Here is an 18,349-nt window from a genome sequence, read left to right as displayed (position 1 = left end):
CCGGCTGACCTAGGACAGCGGACTGACGCCGAAAAGCCATGGATGCGCCAGGAGGAGCGCCGCATAAAGCGCGACCCCGGTGCCCAGGCGCAGCCACAGTCCCGACCAGGATGCCGGCCCCGCAAACACCGGTTGGGCCTTGATCTCCGCGCGCAGACTGTGCCACCGAGCGCCCAGTTCGCGCTGTTTGCGCCGGTCCACCAACCGTCCGCCAAGCGCTGCGAAAGCCGCGAAGACGCCAAAAAGGAGCACATGGGCAAGATCGCCGTTCGGGACCAGGTGCGCCGCAGCCCATAGCGCCAGCGCCAGCAGAAGCGGGTGGCGGACAAGCCGCACGATGCCGGGACGGACGGGATCAAAGCGGTCGTTGCCGGCTCCGCCGAAGGACAAGGGATTCGGACGCACGATGGCGAGAGCGAGGAGCAGGCACACGGGAAGCATCAGGGACAGGGTCAGATGGTTCTGCCAGGGCGCCCAATGCCACAAGGCGACATAGGGCGCACGCCCTGCGGCCGCGATCAACCAGGCAAGAGCGCCCAGGGAAAGCAGCGAATAGGCAAGCGTGAACCCGCGCGGTCCGAGCAAGGCAATCAGGACGGGCCGCATTGGCGGCCGGATCGGCACGGAATGCGTCGTCAGGAATGCGGCGAAAGCGAGCGCGAATTCTCCCCATTCGGTCATGCGCGCCCCTCACCCGGCCTTGCCCGGCGGACGCCGGCACAGGGAGGGACCGTAGGCGGCTGCATATCCGGCGAAGGCCGCGAGCCAGAGACCGGCGGACGCGCCATGGAGCAGTGTTGCGGCATCGGGCCAGAAACCTGCGGCAAAACGCGCAAGGACCGATCCGACAAGCGCTGCATAGACTGCAAGCGTCGCCGCTCCGGCGTGCAAGGGACGTCCTGTGTGTCCGAGAGTCGCCCGCGTCATGACCGCCAGCGTCATCAATCCCAGCGCTCCGCCCATCCACAGATGCTGGGACGCCGTCCGCACCGGATCGTCCTCAAGCAGGATCGTAACGCCAAGAAACAGCGCGCCAAGAGGCAGGAACGAATAGCCGACGTGCAGGACCGCCACCAACGGCTCGGTCAAAGTCCGATCGCCCGCCCATCGGGCAAGACGGCCAAGATGCAACACGCCGCAAGCAACCAATGCCACACCGGTCCAGGGGCTCACCGGCAGCACGACCCACAGAAGCAACGACACCAGCAGCACGACAAGCGTGAGCTTGTCGAAGCGTTGCATGGGCGGGACCGGCAAGCGTCCGGGTTTGCGTTTCGCGAGCCAGTTGCGGGTGAACGAGGGAATGATGCGCCCGCCGATCACGGCGATCATCATCAGCGCGGCGCCAAGGCCGATCCGCAGCCCCGTTCCGCCGGCCGCGTAGTCCCCGCGTGCGGCCTCCCAATGGAAGACAGCATTTCCGGCGATGAAGACGGTCAACATGCCGAGCACGATCAGATTGCGCCAATTCTTTCCCGCAACGATTTCCCGCCCGACCGCCAGCGCGAAAACAACGGGAAAGGCAAGATCGATCATGGCGACGAGACCGGGCGGCAGTCCGGCGGAGAACGCCACCGCAACACGCCCCGCAAGCCAGGTCAGGGCCAGGATACCGAGCCGCCAGCCGACGATCGGCAAGCGTCCGGTCCAGTTCGGCACGGCCGTGAGCATGAAACCCGCGACGACCGCTCCCAGATAGCCATAGAGAAACGCATGCGCATGCCAGGACACCGGGTCGAAGGCCGTCGGCAGGACGATGTGGCCGGTCAACATCGGCAACCAGAGAACCATTGCAAACGCGGCCCAGGCCGCTCCGCCCAGGAAGAAGGGTCGAAAGCCGTAGCTCAGGAGCGCCGTGCCGCGCCAGGCCCGCATCTGCATGGCCGTGGAGGTCATTGCGCAGCCTCCCGTCTTGCCGGCAGGGCACAATCCGCCAGCGTGTAAAGGTTCAGTTCATCCAGGAAACGCTGGCGACCGCCTGCGAGGATTGTCTTCAGGCGGCACACCGGCGTCACGACGCAATCTCCGCCATCGGATTGGAAGCACTCGACCAGCGGGCTTCGCTGCTCGAGCACGGCCACGATGTCGCCGAGCGGCATTTGCGCGGCACTGCGGGCAAGCACCGCACCGCCGCCCCCGCCCCGCCGCGTTTCGACAAAGCCGGCGGCGGACAACGCGGCAACCGCCTTTGCAAGATGATTGCGCGAAATCCGGAATTCGCCGGCGAGCTCTGCCGTGGACAAGGCCCGCTCCGGTTCCCCGGCCATGCGCATGAGCGCGCGTAATCCGAAATCCGTAAAGGCTGTCAGTCGCATCGCCAACTCCACAATCAAGAGGTGGCCCGATCTGTAGCTCTTCAAATTGGTATTTTAAATACCCATTCAAAGCCCCACCGCGGTCTGCGGCATCGTGTCACGCGCAAGCGCCAGGGGAAGGCCTCGCCAAACGTGCCCTCGGGTCTGTGCGGATTGCGGTTGGCCGGGCGTCGCGCGCCGTCAGAACGAAACGGAGCCGACGAGACCAATCTCCACCGCGATCAGTGCCATTGTCAGCAGGAACAGGGTCTCGACCAGGATCACGGCCACATGCTGCCACCCGAGCTGAAGCATGTCCTTCATGTTGGTGCGCACGCCAAGCGCGGAAATGGCGATCACCAGCATCCAGGACGATGCGTTGACACCGACCGTGGTCACGACCTCGGGAATAACACCGAAGCTGTTCAGCGTGGTCAGAGCGGCAAAGCCGACGACGAAGAGCGGAAGACGCACCTTTCCGCTGCCGCTGGCGCCGGATTTCGCCAGCGCCAGCACGACAACGATCAGCACAACCGGCAGCATGGTCACCCGCAGCAGCTTGATGATGGTGGAGACATCGCCCGCCTCGGCGGAAATGGAATAGCCGGCGCCGACGACCTGCGCGACATCGTGGATGGTCGCACCGACAAGAAAGCCGCTTTGATCGTCGGTCAGACCAAGCAGGGAAAACAGGATCGGATAGATGATCATCGCGATGGTCGAGATCGTGGTCACGGACACGACGGTGAACAGCGTGTTGCGTTCCGTCTTGTCATTGTGCGGGATGATCGAGGCGATGGCGAGCGCCGCCGAGGCGCCGCAGATCGCAACCGACCCGCCGGTCAGCAACGAAAAGCGCCAGCCCTTGCCGAAAATCCGGCCGCAAACGAATCCGCAGCCGATGGTCAGGGCCATCAGGCCGACGACGGTCAGAAAGGTGGACAGGCCGAGCGAAACGATATCCGCCCCGGTGATGCGCATGCCGAGCAGCACGATGCCGGCCCGCAACAACGTCTTGGACGCAAACTCGATGCCCTTTGCAAAGCGCTCGTCGCTCGCCAGGAAATTGAACGCCATGCCGATCAGCAATGCGAAGAGCATGACCGGCGCGCCATAGTGCTCGCCGAGAAATTTCGCCGCTGTCGCAACCGTGGCTGCGAGCAATAAACCGGGGAACAGCGGACCCCATCCGGATTTCATTTTTGCAAGCGAAGCTGAAACCACAATGCACCTGTGCGGCTGCCCGGACCACGCGCCCGGGCAGCGTTGTGTGTTGATACAGACGTTTAGGCGCTGCGGTAGAGCTTTGTCATCGAGAATTCCCGATGACCGAGTGCCTCAGCGGCCGTTGCCCGGCCGTTGGAGGTGCGCCGGATCATCTCGATCAGCTCGTCGCCGGCCTCGTCGATCGTCATCTCGCGACGCAAGATACCCGACACGTCGACATCGACATGCTCGCTCATGGTGCGGACCGTGCGCGGGTTCGCGGTGATCTTGATCACCGGTACGATCGGATTGCCGATCACATTGCCCTGCCCGGTCGGAAAGGTGTGAACGACATAGCCGCCCGCCGCCATCAGCGTCACGCATTCTGCTGCCGCCGACGAGGAATCCATGAAGTAGAGGCCCTTTCCGGACTTCGGCGCCTCGGCCGGTTCCAGAATGTCGATGAACTCGGACGTGCGGCCGATCTTTTCCAGATTGCCGAGCGCCTTCTCCTCGATGGTCGTCAGACCGCCCTCAATGTTGCCCTTGGTCGGCTGGCTGTCGGAGAGGTCATCGGTTTGATGCGCAAAGATGACATCGTCCTGATAGGCCTTCCACATCTTGTACCAGCGCTCGCCAACCTCTTCGTTGACCGCACGCTTTTGGCAGATGTGCTCCGCACCGGTGATCTCGGAGGTTTCACCGAAGCAACCGTAGATGCCTTCCGGCAGCAGCTTGTCGTACATGTTGCCGACCGTCGGGCAGGAGCCGAGGCCGGTCGTCGTGTCGCTCTCGCCGCATTTGGTCGAGACCCAAAGCTCGGAGATCGAGCATTCCTCGCGCTGCAGCTCGGAGGCGAAATGCACGAAGTCCTTCGCCGTGCGCGAGGCGTCCATGATCGTCTTCAGATCGCCGTTCTGCTCGATGGAAAAGCCCTTCACCGGCTTGCCGGTGGCGGCGATGCCGTCGACGACCTTCTGGGTCCAGCCCGGCTCGATGCCGATCACAACGCAGGCGGCGACATTGGGGTTGGCGCCGGTGCCGATGATCGTGCGGAAGTGAAGATCGAGATCCTCGCCGAACTGCAGGCGCCCATAAGCATGCGGGAGTGCCAGCGTGCCCTTGATGTTGTTGGCCACCGCCTCGCAGGCCGCGTTGGAAATGTCGTCAAGCGGCAGGATCAAGACATGGTTGCGCACGCCCACCCGGCCGTTCTCGCGACGGTAGGCGTTGATGGTGATGTTTGAGTATTTCGAAGCCATGGGATCCGTCCTTACCAGCGCTTGGTTTTGCAATTGTGGGTGTGGACGTGAGCGCCCTTTTCGATGTCGGCGATGAACTTGCCGATATCCTCACCGTATTTGATCGCGGTGTCGCCTGACTTCAGATCCGTCAGCGCGATCTTGTGCCCAATCGGCACATCCGCCTTGGACGTCAGGCGAAACGTCGAATTGTCATGCGTGACGCAGCACAGCATGTCGGTGCCGGCCTTGAGCCCCTCGACGACGACGACACCGACGTTGTCCTCCGCTTGGTGGACGAGCAATTGAGGAATTTCAGCCATCCGGCTTTCCTTTCAGGTGAGATGTGGTTTCAGGATGATCTTCGGCGCGTTGACAGAGCCGGAGAGAAGATCGGCAAACGCCGCCGCGCCCTCCTCCAGCGGGCGCTTCCGCACCCAGTCAAGCGCGCCCAGGCGACCGTCGAAAATGGCGGCCGCTGTCTCGCGGAAGTCGTTTGCCGTGTAGGTGTAGGTGCCGATGAAGGTGATTTCCTGCAGCGTCATGCGGCGGACATCGAGGCCGCCGCTCGCCTGCCCCAGTCCGATGTGGACGACCACCGCTCCCGGGGCCGCACGCCGGGACGCCTCCTCGCGCGTGGCCGAATAGCCGACTGCATCGACAATCAGATCAAACATGCGATCCGCATCGACGGCTGCCGGGTCGCGGGCGTCGAGCTTAACCTGCTCGACGAGATAGGCGCACCGCGCGGCATTCGGTTCCACCACGGTGACGCCCGAAGCGCCCTGTGCCTTGAGCGACAGCGCTGCACCAACCCCGATTGCACCGCCGCCGATCACCAGAACGCGGGCTTCCGCCAGCGGCTTGAACAACGACCGCTGCGCCATCTTCACGGCATGCCAGCCGCAGGCAATCGGTTCCGCCAGGGCGGCGTGGTCGAACGACACGTGATCCGGCACTGTGACGAGGTTGCGCTCGGGCATGGCGAGAAACTGCGCAAACGCGCCTTCGCGCGGCGGCATGGAGATGATCTGGCGCTCGGCGCAAATATTTTCCCGGCCCGAGCGGCACGCATCGCAGGTCATGCAGGTCACCAGCGGGTTGACGGTGACGCGCCGTCCCGTTTCCGGTCCGGAAACCACCGTTCCCGCAGCCTCATGTCCGAGTATCAAGGGCGCCGGTCGGCGCTCGTCATGGCCGAGATAGGCATGCATGTCCGAGCCGCAGATCCCGACGCTTTCGACGCGCACGAGCACCTCGCCCTCCGCAGGTACGGGATCTTCGGCGTCTCGCAATTCCAGCGTCTTCTCGCCGGTATAGAAAAGCGCTTTCATTTCGCGGTGAACCCCCCGTCGACCATCAGTGTCTGGCCGGTGACGTAGCCGCTCGCCTCCGAACACAGGAACAGCACCGGGCCATCGATATCCGATGGCTCGCCGTTGCGCCCGATGCAAGTGGCGGCCGCATTGCGCGCCGCGCGCTCAGGATCGGCGAAGACGGCGGCCGTCAGTTCGGTGCGAAAAAAGCCTGGCCCGATGGCATTGGCGGTGATGCCGTCCGCCGACCAGGCTTCCGCCATCGCCCGCGTCATTTGCACCACACCGCCCTTCGATACGCCATAGGACAGGCCGGCGGGAAACGCCCGGTGGCTTTGCAGCGACGCGAAGTTGAGAATGCGCCCCCATTTCCGGTCTCGCATACCCGGCGCAAACGCCTGTGCCAGAAAGAAAGGCGCCGCGAGATTGAGGTTGAGCGTGACGTCCCAGCCCTCCGGCGTGATCTCGTCGGCCGGCTCACGGGTGTTGATGCCGGCGGCATTGACCAAAATGTCCGGCGGGCCGAATGCGTCGCTCACGCGCTCCGCGATCCCGGCGACCGCCTCACGCTGCGACAGATCGCCGACGACATAGGCGGCATTGTCTCCTGCCTCCCGTGCCCAGCCCTCAAGGGCGTCGGAGCGACGGGCCACGCCAACCACCTGCGCACCGGCGGCAATCAGAACGTCGGCTGCACGCCGGCCAAGGCCGGCGCTGGCACCGGTGACGCAGGCGACCCTGCCCGTCAGGTCAAACAATGCGGTGGGGGATAAGGATGACATCAGGCGTCTCACATCCCCGACGTGAGATCGAAGGTCTCATCCGGGAAGTATTTCTTCAGCCGGATGTCCGCCGTGCGGGCATGGCCTTCCATCCCCTCAAGCCGCGAGATGCGCGCCGTTGCCTCTGCGACGGGCTTTGCGCCGTCGCGGGTGGCCCGCTGCCACGTGACGATTTTCATGTATTTGTGAACCGACAGGCCGCCGGTGTAATTCGCGGCCCCCGAGGTCGGCAGGACGTGATTGGTACCGGACGCCTTGTCGCCGAAGGCAACCGTTGTCTCCTCGCCGAGAAACAGCGATCCGTAGCACTGCAGGCGCTCCAGCCACCAGTCGAGATCCTGCGCCTGAACCGTCAGGTGCTCCGGCGCATAGTCGTCGGAGGTTGCCGCCATTTCTTCCCGGTCGTCGCAAACGATCACCTCGGCATAGTCGCGCCAGGCGGCCTCAGCGTTCTTGCCGTTCATCTCCGGAAGATCAGCGATCAGCCGGGGAACGATCTCCATGACCTTCCGCGCCAGCGGTTCGTTGTCGGTCACGAGCCAGACAGGCGAATTGTAGCCGTGCTCCGCCTGTCCGACGAGGTCGGCCGCGACGATTTCCGCATCGGCCGTCTCGTCGGCCAGAATAAGGCTGTCTGTCGGGCCCGCGAACATGTCGATGCCGACGCGTCCGAACAATATGCGCTTGGCTTCGGCGACGAACTGGTTGCCGGGACCGACAAGAATATCCGCCTTCGGCAGGTCGAACAGCCCGAAAGCCATGGAGGCCACACCCTGCACGCCACCCATGGCGAGGATCGTATCGGCACCGCACAGATCGGCCGCGTAGATGATGGCCGGCGCGATCCCGATGTCCGGACGCGGCGGCGAGCAGGCCGTAATGCTGCCGCAGCCGGCCACCTTCGCCGTCGTCACAGTCATGATCGCGGACGCGATATGGCTGTAGCGACCGCCCGGGATGTAACAGCCGGCCGCACGCACAGGAATGCTCTTTTGACCGGCGATCAGGCCCGGAACGACCTCGACCTCGATGTCCTTCAACGTGGCCTTCTGGGCTTCCGCGAAGCGGCGCACGTTGTCGTGGGCGAACTGGATATCCTGCTTCAGCTTTTCCGGCACCTTGGCGATCGCGGCATCGATCTCTGCACGCGAAAGCTTGATCGCACCGTCGTAGCGGTCGAACTTCGCCGCATATTCACGCGCCGCGGCCTCGCCCCGGGTTTCGATATCGTCGAGGATGGACTGAACCGTATCACGCACATCGGAGGCACCGCTGGTCGGCGTGAGATCGGCTTTCTTGAGATATTTGCGGGACATCCGAAACGGCTCCTACTGGTAGATTGCTGGAAGCAGCGTCGTGGAGATCGCCGGAACGAAGGCGATCAAGAGAACCACGATCAGCATGCATAGGACGAAGGGCACAGCGTAGACGGCTATCCTGAGGATCGATTCGCCGGTGAGGCCCGATACGACAAAGAGGTTCAATCCAAGGGGCGGCGTGATGAACCCGACACCAAGAGCCGTGATCATCATGATGCAGAACTGGATCTCGTTCATGCCGATGTTGTCGGCGAGCGGCTTCAGGATCGGCGCAAGGATCACGATATTCGGCGTCGTCTCCATCACGCATCCGGCCGCGACCAGGATCAGGATCATCATGATGATCAGGACGGTCGGGTTGTCGGACACGCCTGTGGCCGCTGCGACGAAGCCTTGCGGCACGCCCATGATGGCAAGCGCCTGCGCCAGCGGCAGCGAGAAGGCGATGATCGGCAGGATGACGCCATTGACCTTGGCGGAACTGATCAGCATCGAGGGAAAGTCGGAGAGCTTCAGCGTCTTCAGGATGAAGCCGAGAATGATCGTCACGATGACGGCGGTCGCGCCGGCTTCGGTCGGCGTCAAACGCCCGGAAAAGATCCCGTAGAAGATGATCCCCGGCACCAGGAACGCGTACCAGCCCGACTTCAGCGTGGTCCCCAGACGCGCGGCCCACTCGCCGAAGGTCATCGGAGCGCCGCCCTCGAAGGAATAGATGCGGTTCATCACGATGTTGGTGATGAGAATGGAGAGCAGGATGGCGATGCCCGGAATGACGGCGGCAAGAAACAGCGTCGATGCCGAAATCCCTAGAACAAGCCCGATGATGATGTAGGCGATGGACGGCGGGATCAGAATGCCGGTACAGGCACCGGCTGCAACCAGAGCGCAGGCATAGGGTCGCGGATATCCGCTTTCCACGAGACGCGAGATCGTCATCCGCCCGACAGCCGCAGCACCGGCCGCGTCCGAGCCGGAGATTGCCGCGAACATGCCGCAGACCAGTACGGTGGCGGAGCCGAAGCCCCCCTTCGTCCAGCAGGTCAGCGCCTCGGCCACATCCAGGAATTTCCGACTGAGCCCGGTGCGCACGAGAACGTCGCCGGTGAGGATGAAGAGCGGGATCGCGGTCAGTGCGAAGGCATCGATGCCGTCGAACAGGGATTCACCCAGCAGGGAAAGCGGGAGCGCGCCCGAGAGATAGAGCATCGCGATGGCGGCCGAGCCGATCGCGGCCCAGACAGGGATCGCAAGCGCGCACATCGCCACGAAGATCAGGACCGGCAAGTAAAAATCCCAGCCGAGTTCAACCGCACCAAGTTGTTGTTGCCACAGCATTGCGCGCCTCAATCAAACATCTTGTTGCCTTCGAAGACCGGAGCACCGGTTCGAAGGGATTGCAGATCGTGGGCGAATGACTGAATCAGCCGGACGACCATCAGCGAAAAGCCGACCGGTACAGCCATCAGGAACCACACCTTGGACACCCGCAGACCGTCGGTGACGGAGCCGAACTTCCAGGACACAAGCACCGTCTCGAACGACCAGTAGAGCGCGACCAGCGCCACCGCGAACATCACCACATCGCCAAGGATGTAGATGAACGCCTTGCCCCGCGGGCCGAGGTAGTGAAGGATCACGTCGATGCGGATGTGGGCACGTTCGCGAACCGCCGACGCGGCGCCGATCCAGGCGAGATAGATGAACGAGTAGCGCACGATCTCCTCGCCCCATATCGACGAATAGGCGAAGATCTCGCGGCGTACGACCTCGATGGCCATCGTCAGTACGAGCATGACGTAGAAGCCAAGGAGCGCCCATCGCTCCGCGTTTGCATTAAGGATTTTCAACATGGTCGCTGCACCCGGTTTCAGGCACGAAAAGGTGCCGTTGGCGGAACTGAACCGCAGGCGATATGCGTCTGAAGCTGGAGCCGGCGCCAGACACGGCGCCGGCCAGGTTTTCGACGACGACTACGCGTCGTGGACGTAGTAACGGCCCATGGTGCCAGCCGCCTCGTCGAACTGGGCGAAGGTGTCCATCGAACCGGCCAGATCGGCCTTGAACCCGTCCCATTCACTGCGCTGGTAGCCGCCGGCCTCCTTCCATTCCGCCAGTTGATCGTCGCTGAGCGAATGGAACTCGACCCCGGACTTGCGCAGCTCCGCCATCGCGTAGTTGCGGGCGGCGGGGACCTTCGCCAGATTCTGCTGCGCGGTGATCTCGGAGGCAAACTCGATGCCTTCCTGAACGTCGGCCGGCAGGCTGTTGAACCATTCCAGGTTGCACGAGTAGATCTGGCTGTCGGGCACCGCCTGCGTGAAGGTCACATGGCTCAGGATGTCCTTGAAGCCGAAGACATAAAGCGCGCCGACCGACGGATCGAGCGCATCCGCCACGCCCTGCTTGATGGCAGACGGCGTTTCGCCCCAGGCGACCGGCGTCGGGTTTGCCCCGACCAGACGGTAGTACTGCTGCAGCATCTCGGAGCCCGGCACGCGGAACTTCACACCCGAGAGATCACTCGGCGTGATCACGGCATTGCCGCCCTTGCGCACGGCGACAACGCGCGGATCGATCACCACGTAGAAAAGCGGCTTGAAGCCCTTGGCCTCGACCTTCGGGTGCACCTGATCCGTCCAAGCTTTCGAGTTCACCAGATTCACGAAGCGCTGGTTGGACCCGCAGAAGTAGGGAAGATTGATCAAATCCGCCGCCGGCGCGAAAGGGGCGAAATTCGAGAGCGAATGCTGCGCGGCCTGAATGGTGCCACCCTGCACTTTCTGGACAAGCGCGCCGCCCGCCCCCAACTGGCCGCCGGGCGCAAGTTTCACATAGACCTTGCCGTTGGTGGCGTTCTGGATGTTTTCCTTCAGATCAAGCTGAAGAATGGGGTAGCTGCGCGACGCGCCAAGCACATAGGCCGTGGCGATCGTCATCACGTGATCGGCCGCCGCTTCGCGTTCCCTTTCTTCCTTGGCCGTCTGGGCCGAGGCTTCCGAGGACCACAACAGGCCGCCCGCGCCGGCGACAATCGCGGCGGTAAACGCACCCGCACTGGTCAGCTTGAGAAAATTGCGGCGCTCGGCCGATTGGATCGTGTCGTCTGAAGTCATGTGCTTTCCTCCCAGTCAGCATCTTGAAGAATTGTTATTTCTGATAGTGACGCTTTTCCGCCTGCAAAACGGCGACGACGAAACAGACCGTCGCGAACACCAGCAAGCCAAGCTCGCCCAGATTCCCGAGAGGCGACGCCCATCCGGTGGATGCGAACAACACATTCGCGAAAAAGATTGCGAACGAAATCGCGGCCAAAATCAAGAACATCGAGACCTCCCAACAGCGTCTCCCAACGCCGATCCATCATTTGTAAGCGCTTACATTTCAAATTGCAAGCCTTTACATGACCGGACTTGCGCGGTTTGCGAAGACGAGAAAACCAAGTATATCTGGTGGGTAACAAGGGATCCCCGACACCGATGGAGCCGAAGCCGCCAAAATCCGACCTGCCGACACTGGAAGATGTCGCCAGGGCCGCCGGCGTATCCACCGCAACCGTCTCGCGGACCTTGAACTCTCCCGATCAGGTTTCCGAAGCCACCCGTCAGCGCGTCATGGCCTCCGTGCGCGCCTTGCGCTACTCGCCGAATTTCGGGGCACGGGCGCTCGCCGCCAAGCGCACCAACACCTATGGCGCCGTCATTCCGACGATGGAAAACGCGATCTTCGCGCGCGGTCTCGAGGCTTTCCAGAAGGTGCTTGTCGCCAATGGCGCGACGATGCTGGTCGCCAGTTCCTCCTACGATCCGCAAATCGAAGAAGACCAGATCCGCACGATGGTCGCCCGTGGCGCGGACGGCATCCTGCTGATCGGCACGCAACGCGATCCGGAGATCTATGATTTCCTCAAGGAGAGACATATCCCGGTCGTCATCGCCTGGACGGGAACCGGCGTCCCGGCACTGTCCTGCGTCGGCTTCGACAACGTGGACGCAGCGCGCATGCTCGCAAGCAGGGCGATCGAACTCGGTCATCGGCGGATCGCCTTCATTTCCGCTTACACGCAAAACAACGACCGCGCGCGCGACCGTGTTGCGGGCGCTAGACAGGCGCTGGAGGCCGCGGGACTTGAGCCGGCCGAGATGCCGGTCCTGGAAACCAAATACTCCATCCAGTGTGGACGTGATGCATTCGTCGAACTGATGCAGAACAACCCGCGCCCGACACTGGTGATGTGCGGAAACGATGTGCTTGCCGCCGGCGCGGTACGCGCGGCGCACGAACTGCATCTCGATGTTCCTGGCGACGTCTCGATAACCGGATTCGACGATATCGAACTTGCAACGGTAATTTCGCCGACGCTGACGACGGTCCATGTGCCCCACCGCCAGATGGGCGGGCTCGCCGCCGAAGCGCTGCTGGCACAGGTTCGCGACGATTCGGGTCCGCAGCACGTCAATCTCGAGACCTACATCGTTGAGCGCCGCTCTCTCGCCGCGCCCGGCGTCGGGCCGACCTTTGCCGCCGGCCGGCTGCGCTGAGGAGACCAAGCGTAAGCCCGTTGCGGCGCGGTCATTCGGCCAGATGACAGGCTGCCTCATGCCCCGGCGAAAGCGCTCTCAACCTCGGATCGTCCTTGCGGCAGAGCGCTTCGGCGATCGGGCAGCGCGGATTGAAATGGCAGCCGGGCGGCGGATCAAGCGGCGACGGGATCTCCCCCAGGATCGGCTTGAAGTGAACCAGTTCGTCCTCGTCGATACGCAATCTGGGCACGCTCTCCATCAACCCCTGCGTATAGGGATGCTTGGGGTCGGCGTAGACCTCGCTGGTTTTTCCGGCCTCGACGATACGTCCCAGATACATGATCGCCACATCGTCCGAGACATGGCGCACGACCGACAGGTCATGCGAGATGAACACAAGCGTGATCGCCATCTCGCGCCTGAGCTTCAGGAACAGATTGACGATCTGGGCCTGGATCGACACATCGAGCGAGGCCACCGGCTCGTCGCAAACCAGAACGTCGGGCTGCATGGCAAGCGCGCGCGCGATCGCGATCCGCTGCCGCTGACCGCCGGAAAACTGATGCGGAAACCGCTCGACGAAGGAGCCGTCGAGGCCGGCGCGTTCCAGATATTCGGCGACATAGGCCTTGGCATCGGCCTTGGTCGTCAGCCCGTGGGCAATCGGCCCCTCGGCGATGATGTCACCCACCCGCATCCGGGGATCGAGCGAGGCGAAGGGGTCCTGAAAGATCGTCTGAATGCGGGTGCCGGCCTTCTTCCCGCCCGTCATGACCGGTTCGCCATCGATGCGCACCTGCCCGGACGTCGGTTCCATGATCCCGGCAATCATCCGCCCCAGGGTCGATTTTCCGCACCCCGATTCTCCGACAAGTCCGAGCGTCTTGCCGCGTTCGACGCGAAGCGTCACACCGTCCACGGCGCGCACGGGTCGCGTGTCCACCCTCGCGCCGAGCCTCGCGACGATCTTGTCCGTCAGCGAGATGGGCGGCGAAAAGCGCTTGTAGACGTCCTCGATGGTGATGAAGGCGTCGCTCATGCGGTTGTCCCGTCCTGGAGGGGATAGTGACAGCGATATCCCCGCCCGTTGTCGCGTGTCATCGACGGCGTCTCGCTGCAAAGCTCCGTCGCGCGGTCGCAGCGCGGACGGAACGGGCATCCTTGCGGCAGGTTCAGGAGCGACGGCGTCGTTCCGGGGATCTGCTCCAGATCCGCGCCCGGTTCGGCCATTGCCGGCAGCGAGCGCAAGAGCCCGGCCGTATAGGGATGACGTGGCGCCCGCAGCACCTGCGCCGTCGGGCCCTCCTCGACGATCCGACCCGCGTACATGACGAGGATCTTGTCTGCGAGCGCGGACACGGTGGACAGGTCGTGGCTGATCCAGACGAGCGCGGTCCCCATTTCCCTGGCGAGCTCGCGCATTTCGCTCAGGATTTGCGCCTGGATCGACACGTCGAGCGCGGTCGTCGGCTCGTCCGCGACGATCACCCTGGTGCCGTGAAGAAGCGCAATCGCGATTGCGACGCGCTGGCGCATGCCGCCGGAAAACTGATGCGGATAGGCGTCGAGACGCGCGTGCGCATCGGGGATGCCGACCCGTGTCAGCGCGTCCGCCGAGCGCGCCCGGGCCGCGGATTTCGAAAGCGTCTCGTGGGCGTTCAATGCCAGTTGCATCTGCTGGCCGATGGTGAGCACGGGATTGAGCGTCATCATTGGGTCCTGGAACACCATCGCGATGCGCGCGCCGCGTACCTTTCGATGCGCGCCCGCGCTCAGGCCGACGAGTTCCTGTCCGTCGAGCTTCACGGAGCCGGAAACGATCCGCCCCGGAGGATCAACGAGGCCGATCAGCGAAAAGCCGGTAACCGACTTTCCCGAGCCGGATTCGCCGACGAGCCCGATGATCTCGCCCTTTTGAAGCGAGAAGGAAACGCCGTCGACGGCCTTCACCACGCCTGCGCGGGTGTCAAAATGGGTCCTGAGGTCGTTTACCTCGAGGATCGGCGCATCGGTCATGGTGGTCGGCGCGCCGCTCATCGGTTCAGCCTCGGGTTCAAGATGTCGCGCACGTGGTCCCCGACAAGATTGATGGCGACGATCAGGATGATCAGGGCGATCCCCGGATAGACCGAAATCCAGTAGCGGCCGGACATCATGTATTTCACGCCGTTGGAAATCAGCATGCCGAGCGACGGCTCGGTGACCGGAAGCCCGAGCCCGAGGAACGACAGCGTCGATTCCAGGGCGATGGCATAGGCGACCTGTACCGTCGCGACGACGATCAGCGCCGGCATCGCGTTCGGCAGGATGTGACGGAACACGATGCGCGTGTTGGACAACGGCGTGGCGCGCGCCGCCTCGATGTAATCCTTGGAGCGTTCGGCGGAGGCTGCCCCGAACGCCGTTCTCGCAAAGTAGGCATACTGGGCGGCAACAAGCGCCGCGATCAGCTGCGCCTTGCCCTGGCCAAGCGCCGCGACCAGAACGAGCGCCAGAAGGATCGGCGGGAAGGACAGCTGAAGGTCGATGACGCGCATCAGCACGGTTTCGAACCAGCCGCGATGATAGGCCGCGAGAATGCCGATTGACGTCCCTATCACAAGGCCGACGGCACCGGCGAAGATGCCGATCTGGATCGACACGCCGAGACCGTAGAGGATCGCGGACAGGAGATCGCGGCCCTGCGCATCCGTCCCGAGCCAGTGGACATAACCGCCCGATCCGACCCATCCCGGCGGACGCCGCGCGTCGCGAAGCGACAGACCCGACAGGTCATAGGGATCCTGCGGCGCGATATAGGGCGCGAACAGCGCCAGCAGCAGGATAATGCCGACGACGACAAGAGCGGCCAGCGCGATGCGATCCTCGCGAAAGCGCGCCCAGAGGTTTCGCCAGGGGGAAACGGCTTTTTCGGTCATTCGGCTCTCCCCCGCCGCAGGCGCGGGTCGAGCAGCGCATAGGCAATGTCGACGCACAGGTTGATGGTAACGAAGAGGCCCGCCGTCAGGATGAGATAGGCAACCATGACCGGGCGATCGAGGTTCTTGATGGAATCAATGATCAGCTTGCCGACCCCGGGCCAGGAAAAGATCGTCTCCGTGACGACGGCGAAGGCGAGCGTCGAGGCAAGCTCCAGACCGAAGACCGTGACGATCGGAATGGAAATCAGCTTCAGCACATGGCGCGACAGGATCGTCATTTCCGAAAGGCCGGCGGCGCGGGCGAACTTGACCGTGTCCGACAGCATCACCTCCCGCGTGCCAGCCCGCGCCAGACGCACCATGATCGCCAGCTTGAAAAGCGCCAGGTTGATGGCCGGCAGAACGAGGTGCGACCAGCCGTTCAGCGTCAGGACGCTCCACTCGATCCCGAAGACCTCGACCGTGTCGCCGCGCCCGCCCGACGGCAGCCAGCCGAGCGAGACGGCAAAGGTGAGGATCAGGATCAGTCCGACCCAGAAGGTCGGCACTGAAAACCCGAGGATCGAGATCGCCATGATCGCGCGTGCAGCAACGCCATGCGGCTTGTAGCCTGCATATATGCCGAGCGGAACGCCGATGAGCGTCGCGCCCATCACAGCCGTCAACACCAGCTCAAGCGTTGCCGGCAGGCGGTTGCCGATCAGCTTCAAAACGGGCTCGTTGTAGATGTAGGACAACCCCAAATCGCCCCTGAGAAGATTTGAGATGAATAGAAAATATTGTTCGAACAATGACTTGTCCAAGCCGAACCGAGCAATGGTGCGTTCCCGAACTTCCTGCGTCGCCTCCGGCGGGATCAACACGTCGAGCGGATTTCCGATCGCATAGACGCCGGCGAACACGATCACCGACATCGCTGCCATTATGACGATCCCTTGAAGAATGCGTTTCAGAAGAAAGCTCGACATTGCGGTCCAGTCTCAGGTCGTGCCAGACGATGAAAGTGATGACGGACGAATGGAGACGGTCGCGACACTTGCCGCGACCGTCATTCATGTCGCTTGCTTAGTTCGCAGGCTTGATGAAGTACGCGAGGGTTTCCTCATCCGCACGCGGGGTCACGACGACCTTGTCCTTGTCGCCGGCCCACACCGACTGCAGAACCACGATGGAGATGTAGGCGCGGTCGGCCATCGTCTTTTCCATCGCTTCCTCAAAGAGCGCCTTGCGCTTGTCGGCGTCGAGTTCCTGAGACCCTTCCTCAAGCAGGCGGTCGACGTCCTCGTTCTTGTACTCGATGCGGTTGAACGCCCCCATCTTGACCTCGTCGTCCGGCGAGTGCGCCAGCGAACCGAGCGTGTAGGAGGCCTCACCCGTAAGCGTGCCCCATCCGTTCATGAAGACGGAGTATTCCTTGCGCGCCTGAGCGGGAAAATACACGGTCTTGGAAATGGCGTTGACGCTCGTGTCGATGCCCACCTGAGCGAACATCTGACCCAGCCCCTCGCAAATTGCGCCATCGCCCGGCAGGCGGTCGCTGGTGCAATAGAGATCCATCTGGAAGCCATCCGGATAGCCGGCTTCGGCGAGCAGCGCCTTCGCCTTGTCGACATCATAGACAGGGGCCGGCACGTCATCTGAATACCCGAAGAAGCCTTCCGGCATCATCTGGTTGGCAGGCGTACCAAGACCCTCCAGAACGATTTCGACCATGGTCTCGCGATCGATAGCCAGGTCGATGGCTTCGCGAACACGCGCATCGCGCAGCGGGTTTTCGCTCAACGCGCTGCCATCCTTGGCGCGGATTTTCGGCGTTTTCACCCGCTGATCCAGCTGAAGGTTCATCACATAAACAGAATCGCCAATGAAGGTTGCGATGTCAGGATCCGTATCGAGCGCCATGTAGTCGGCCGACGAAACATAATTGATCACATCGACGTCGCCGGCCTTGAGCGCCGCGAGACGCGATGAATCGTCCGAGATCTCCTTGCGGACAACCGTTTCCCAGGGAGCTGGGCCACGCCAGTAGTCGTCGAAACGTTCCATCACCAGATCACCCTTCGGTGACCAGGAAACGTATTTGAACGGACCGGTGCCGATCGCGGCCTTGCCGGAGTTGAATCCTTCCGCCGACGTCTCAGAGGTCGAGTAATCCTTCGCCGCATCGGCGGAAACGATGAACAGGCGAACGAAATCATACGGCAGCGTCGCCGCCGGCCCGTTGGTGTGGATGTTCAGCGTGAGGTCATCGACGATCTCGACCTCGCTGACACGGCGGACGTAGATCTCCGTCGTGGTGGGACCGCTGACATTCGGGATGCGCTCGATAGAGAACTTGACGTCCTCGGCGGTGAACTCCGATCCGTCGTGAAACGTGACACCCTCACGGAGCTTGAACTCCCAGGTGTCCTCGTCGACCGGTTTCCAGGAGACGGCAAGACCCGGCTCAAGCTGCAGGTCGTCGCCTGTCCAGACCAGCGGATCGAAAATGTGCTTCACGGCATCCGCCTGGGATCCCAGAGCAGAATAATGCGGATCCATCGATTCCGGACCGCCGCGTACGCCGACCGTAAGATCCTGCGCGCTCACCGAACTCGCGACCGCGGACAAGGCCGCGGCAAAGGCAAAAACTTTGGAATGTCGTTTCATAGCTGAGTTGCTCCTCTCCCCTCATGCGGCAAGCGATCGTGCCGCCGCCGTGAGTTCAACAGATTCCATCTGGATTAATTCCTATTTGTATATTTCCA

At 62.8% G+C, this 18,349-nt stretch carries 19 protein-coding genes; 1 reads left to right on the top strand and 18 read right to left on the bottom strand.

From position 1 onward, the window contains the following. Positions 1–9: 9 nt before the first annotated feature. From BLU32_RS06360 to BLU32_RS21650, 13 genes are all read right to left on the bottom strand, one after another. The gene (locus BLU32_RS06360; protein ID WP_093805497.1) at positions 10–681 is read right to left on the bottom strand and encodes an NnrU family protein; all 672 of its coding nucleotides are present in this window, start codon (positions 679–681) and stop codon (positions 10–12) included. Between the two features lie 9 nt (positions 682–690). Then, complete coding sequence (locus BLU32_RS06355; RefSeq protein ID WP_093805496.1) at positions 691–1,896, bottom strand: NnrS family protein; 1,206 nt, start codon at positions 1,894–1,896, stop codon at positions 691–693. After that, positions 1,893–2,315: an Rrf2 family transcriptional regulator gene (locus BLU32_RS06350; RefSeq protein ID WP_093810669.1), complete on the bottom strand. Its 423-nt coding sequence runs from the start codon at positions 2,313–2,315 to the stop codon at positions 1,893–1,895. The genes BLU32_RS06355 and BLU32_RS06350 overlap by 4 nt, the downstream gene beginning before the upstream one ends. A 180-nt stretch (positions 2,316–2,495) precedes the next feature. After that, positions 2,496–3,494: a YeiH family protein gene (locus BLU32_RS06345; protein ID WP_172838538.1), complete on the bottom strand. Its 999-nt coding sequence runs from the start codon at positions 3,492–3,494 to the stop codon at positions 2,496–2,498. Between the two features lie 86 nt (positions 3,495–3,580). After that, positions 3,581–4,762 carry a UxaA family hydrolase gene (locus tag BLU32_RS06340; protein WP_093805494.1) on the bottom strand — a complete coding sequence of 394 codons (1,182 nt, stop codon included), beginning with the start codon at positions 4,760–4,762 and terminating at the stop codon, positions 3,581–3,583. Positions 4,763–4,773: 11 nt separating this feature from the next. After that, positions 4,774–5,064: a UxaA family hydrolase gene (locus BLU32_RS06335; RefSeq protein ID WP_093805493.1), complete on the bottom strand. Its 291-nt coding sequence runs from the start codon at positions 5,062–5,064 to the stop codon at positions 4,774–4,776. Positions 5,065–5,076: 12 nt separating this feature from the next. After that, positions 5,077–6,075: a zinc-binding dehydrogenase gene (locus tag BLU32_RS06330; RefSeq protein WP_093805492.1), complete on the bottom strand. Its 999-nt coding sequence runs from the start codon at positions 6,073–6,075 to the stop codon at positions 5,077–5,079. Then, positions 6,072–6,839 (bottom strand): SDR family NAD(P)-dependent oxidoreductase, encoded by a 768-nt coding sequence (locus BLU32_RS06325; RefSeq protein ID WP_093805491.1) that lies wholly within the window; start codon positions 6,837–6,839, stop codon positions 6,072–6,074. Before BLU32_RS06325 ends, BLU32_RS06330 begins: the two co-directional genes overlap by 4 nt. Positions 6,840–6,847: 8 nt before the next feature. Then, positions 6,848–8,155, bottom strand: coding sequence for a histidinol dehydrogenase (gene hisD, locus BLU32_RS06320; protein WP_093805490.1), 1,308 nt, complete (start codon positions 8,153–8,155; stop codon positions 6,848–6,850). 12 nt (positions 8,156–8,167) lie between these two features. Then, positions 8,168–9,496, bottom strand: coding sequence for a TRAP transporter large permease (locus tag BLU32_RS06315; protein ID WP_093805489.1), 1,329 nt, complete (start codon positions 9,494–9,496; stop codon positions 8,168–8,170). 8 nt (positions 9,497–9,504) lie between these two features. Next, positions 9,505–10,011, bottom strand: coding sequence for a TRAP transporter small permease (locus tag BLU32_RS06310; protein ID WP_093805488.1), 507 nt, complete (start codon positions 10,009–10,011; stop codon positions 9,505–9,507). Between the two features lie 120 nt (positions 10,012–10,131). Next, positions 10,132–11,274, bottom strand: a complete 1,143-nt coding sequence (locus tag BLU32_RS06305; RefSeq protein WP_093805487.1) for a TRAP transporter substrate-binding protein — start codon at positions 11,272–11,274, stop codon at positions 10,132–10,134. After that, positions 11,271–11,498 (bottom strand): hypothetical protein, encoded by a 228-nt coding sequence (locus tag BLU32_RS21650; RefSeq protein ID WP_157727535.1) that lies wholly within the window; start codon positions 11,496–11,498, stop codon positions 11,271–11,273. Before BLU32_RS21650 ends, BLU32_RS06305 begins: the two co-directional genes overlap by 4 nt. Before the next feature lie 139 nt (positions 11,499–11,637). On the opposite strand from BLU32_RS21650, the gene BLU32_RS06300 reads away from it, so the two are divergent. Continuing rightward, entirely contained in the window at positions 11,638–12,699 is a 1,062-nt protein-coding gene (locus BLU32_RS06300; protein ID WP_093805486.1) for a LacI family DNA-binding transcriptional regulator, read from the top strand. Between the two features lie 31 nt (positions 12,700–12,730). Here the strand turns inward: BLU32_RS06300 and BLU32_RS06295 are convergent, their stop codons facing one another. The 5 genes from BLU32_RS06295 to BLU32_RS06275 form a co-directional block, all read right to left on the bottom strand. Beyond that, entirely contained in the window at positions 12,731–13,720 is a 990-nt protein-coding gene (locus tag BLU32_RS06295; protein ID WP_093805485.1) for an ABC transporter ATP-binding protein, read from the bottom strand. Further along, complete coding sequence (locus BLU32_RS06290) at positions 13,717–14,718, bottom strand: ABC transporter ATP-binding protein (protein WP_244501803.1); 1,002 nt, start codon at positions 14,716–14,718, stop codon at positions 13,717–13,719. Before BLU32_RS06290 ends, BLU32_RS06295 begins: the two co-directional genes overlap by 4 nt. After that, positions 14,715–15,599 carry an ABC transporter permease gene (locus BLU32_RS06285; protein WP_093805484.1) on the bottom strand — a complete coding sequence of 295 codons (885 nt, stop codon included), beginning with the start codon at positions 15,597–15,599 and terminating at the stop codon, positions 14,715–14,717. Before BLU32_RS06285 ends, BLU32_RS06290 begins: the two co-directional genes overlap by 4 nt. Continuing rightward, entirely contained in the window at positions 15,596–16,570 is a 975-nt protein-coding gene (locus BLU32_RS06280; RefSeq protein WP_093805483.1) for an ABC transporter permease, read from the bottom strand. Before BLU32_RS06280 ends, BLU32_RS06285 begins: the two co-directional genes overlap by 4 nt. A 97-nt stretch (positions 16,571–16,667) precedes the next feature. Beyond that, positions 16,668–18,251 (bottom strand): ABC transporter substrate-binding protein, encoded by a 1,584-nt coding sequence (locus BLU32_RS06275; RefSeq protein ID WP_093805482.1) that lies wholly within the window; start codon positions 18,249–18,251, stop codon positions 16,668–16,670. Positions 18,252–18,349: the final 98 nt, after the last annotated feature.

Source organism: Stappia sp. ES.058 (assembly GCF_900105595.1).
GTDB lineage: Bacteria > Pseudomonadota > Alphaproteobacteria > Rhizobiales > Stappiaceae > Stappia.
The sequence above is the reverse complement of the archived record's forward strand: the minus strand, read 5'-3'. Positions and strand labels throughout refer to the sequence as shown.

Coding starts and splice junctions, on each gene's coding strand:
- BLU32_RS06360 (WP_093805497.1), bottom strand. CDS start 681: ATGACCGAATGGGGAGAATTCGCGCTCGCTTTCGCCGCATTCCTGACG.
- BLU32_RS06355 (WP_093805496.1), bottom strand. CDS start 1,896: ATGACCTCCACGGCCATGCAGATGCGGGCCTGGCGCGGCACGGCGCTC.
- BLU32_RS06350 (WP_093810669.1), bottom strand. CDS start 2,315: ATGCGACTGACAGCCTTTACGGATTTCGGATTACGCGCGCTCATGCGC.
- BLU32_RS06345 (WP_172838538.1), bottom strand. CDS start 3,494: ATGAAATCCGGATGGGGTCCGCTGTTCCCCGGTTTATTGCTCGCAGCC.
- BLU32_RS06340 (WP_093805494.1), bottom strand. CDS start 4,762: ATGGCTTCGAAATACTCAAACATCACCATCAACGCCTACCGTCGCGAG.
- BLU32_RS06335 (WP_093805493.1), bottom strand. CDS start 5,064: ATGGCTGAAATTCCTCAATTGCTCGTCCACCAAGCGGAGGACAACGTC.
- BLU32_RS06330 (WP_093805492.1), bottom strand. CDS start 6,075: ATGAAAGCGCTTTTCTATACCGGCGAGAAGACGCTGGAATTGCGAGAC.
- BLU32_RS06325 (WP_093805491.1), bottom strand. CDS start 6,839: ATGTCATCCTTATCCCCCACCGCATTGTTTGACCTGACGGGCAGGGTC.
- hisD (WP_093805490.1), bottom strand. CDS start 8,155: ATGTCCCGCAAATATCTCAAGAAAGCCGATCTCACGCCGACCAGCGGT.
- BLU32_RS06315 (WP_093805489.1), bottom strand. CDS start 9,496: ATGCTGTGGCAACAACAACTTGGTGCGGTTGAACTCGGCTGGGATTTT.
- BLU32_RS06310 (WP_093805488.1), bottom strand. CDS start 10,011: ATGTTGAAAATCCTTAATGCAAACGCGGAGCGATGGGCGCTCCTTGGC.
- BLU32_RS06305 (WP_093805487.1), bottom strand. CDS start 11,274: ATGACTTCAGACGACACGATCCAATCGGCCGAGCGCCGCAATTTTCTC.
- BLU32_RS06300 (WP_093805486.1), top strand. CDS start 11,638: ATGGAGCCGAAGCCGCCAAAATCCGACCTGCCGACACTGGAAGATGTC.
- BLU32_RS06295 (WP_093805485.1), bottom strand. CDS start 13,720: ATGAGCGACGCCTTCATCACCATCGAGGACGTCTACAAGCGCTTTTCG.
- BLU32_RS06290 (WP_244501803.1), bottom strand. CDS start 14,718: ATGAGCGGCGCGCCGACCACCATGACCGATGCGCCGATCCTCGAGGTA.
- BLU32_RS06285 (WP_093805484.1), bottom strand. CDS start 15,599: ATGACCGAAAAAGCCGTTTCCCCCTGGCGAAACCTCTGGGCGCGCTTT.
- BLU32_RS06280 (WP_093805483.1), bottom strand. CDS start 16,570: ATGTCGAGCTTTCTTCTGAAACGCATTCTTCAAGGGATCGTCATAATG.
- BLU32_RS06275 (WP_093805482.1), bottom strand. CDS start 18,251: ATGAAACGACATTCCAAAGTTTTTGCCTTTGCCGCGGCCTTGTCCGCG.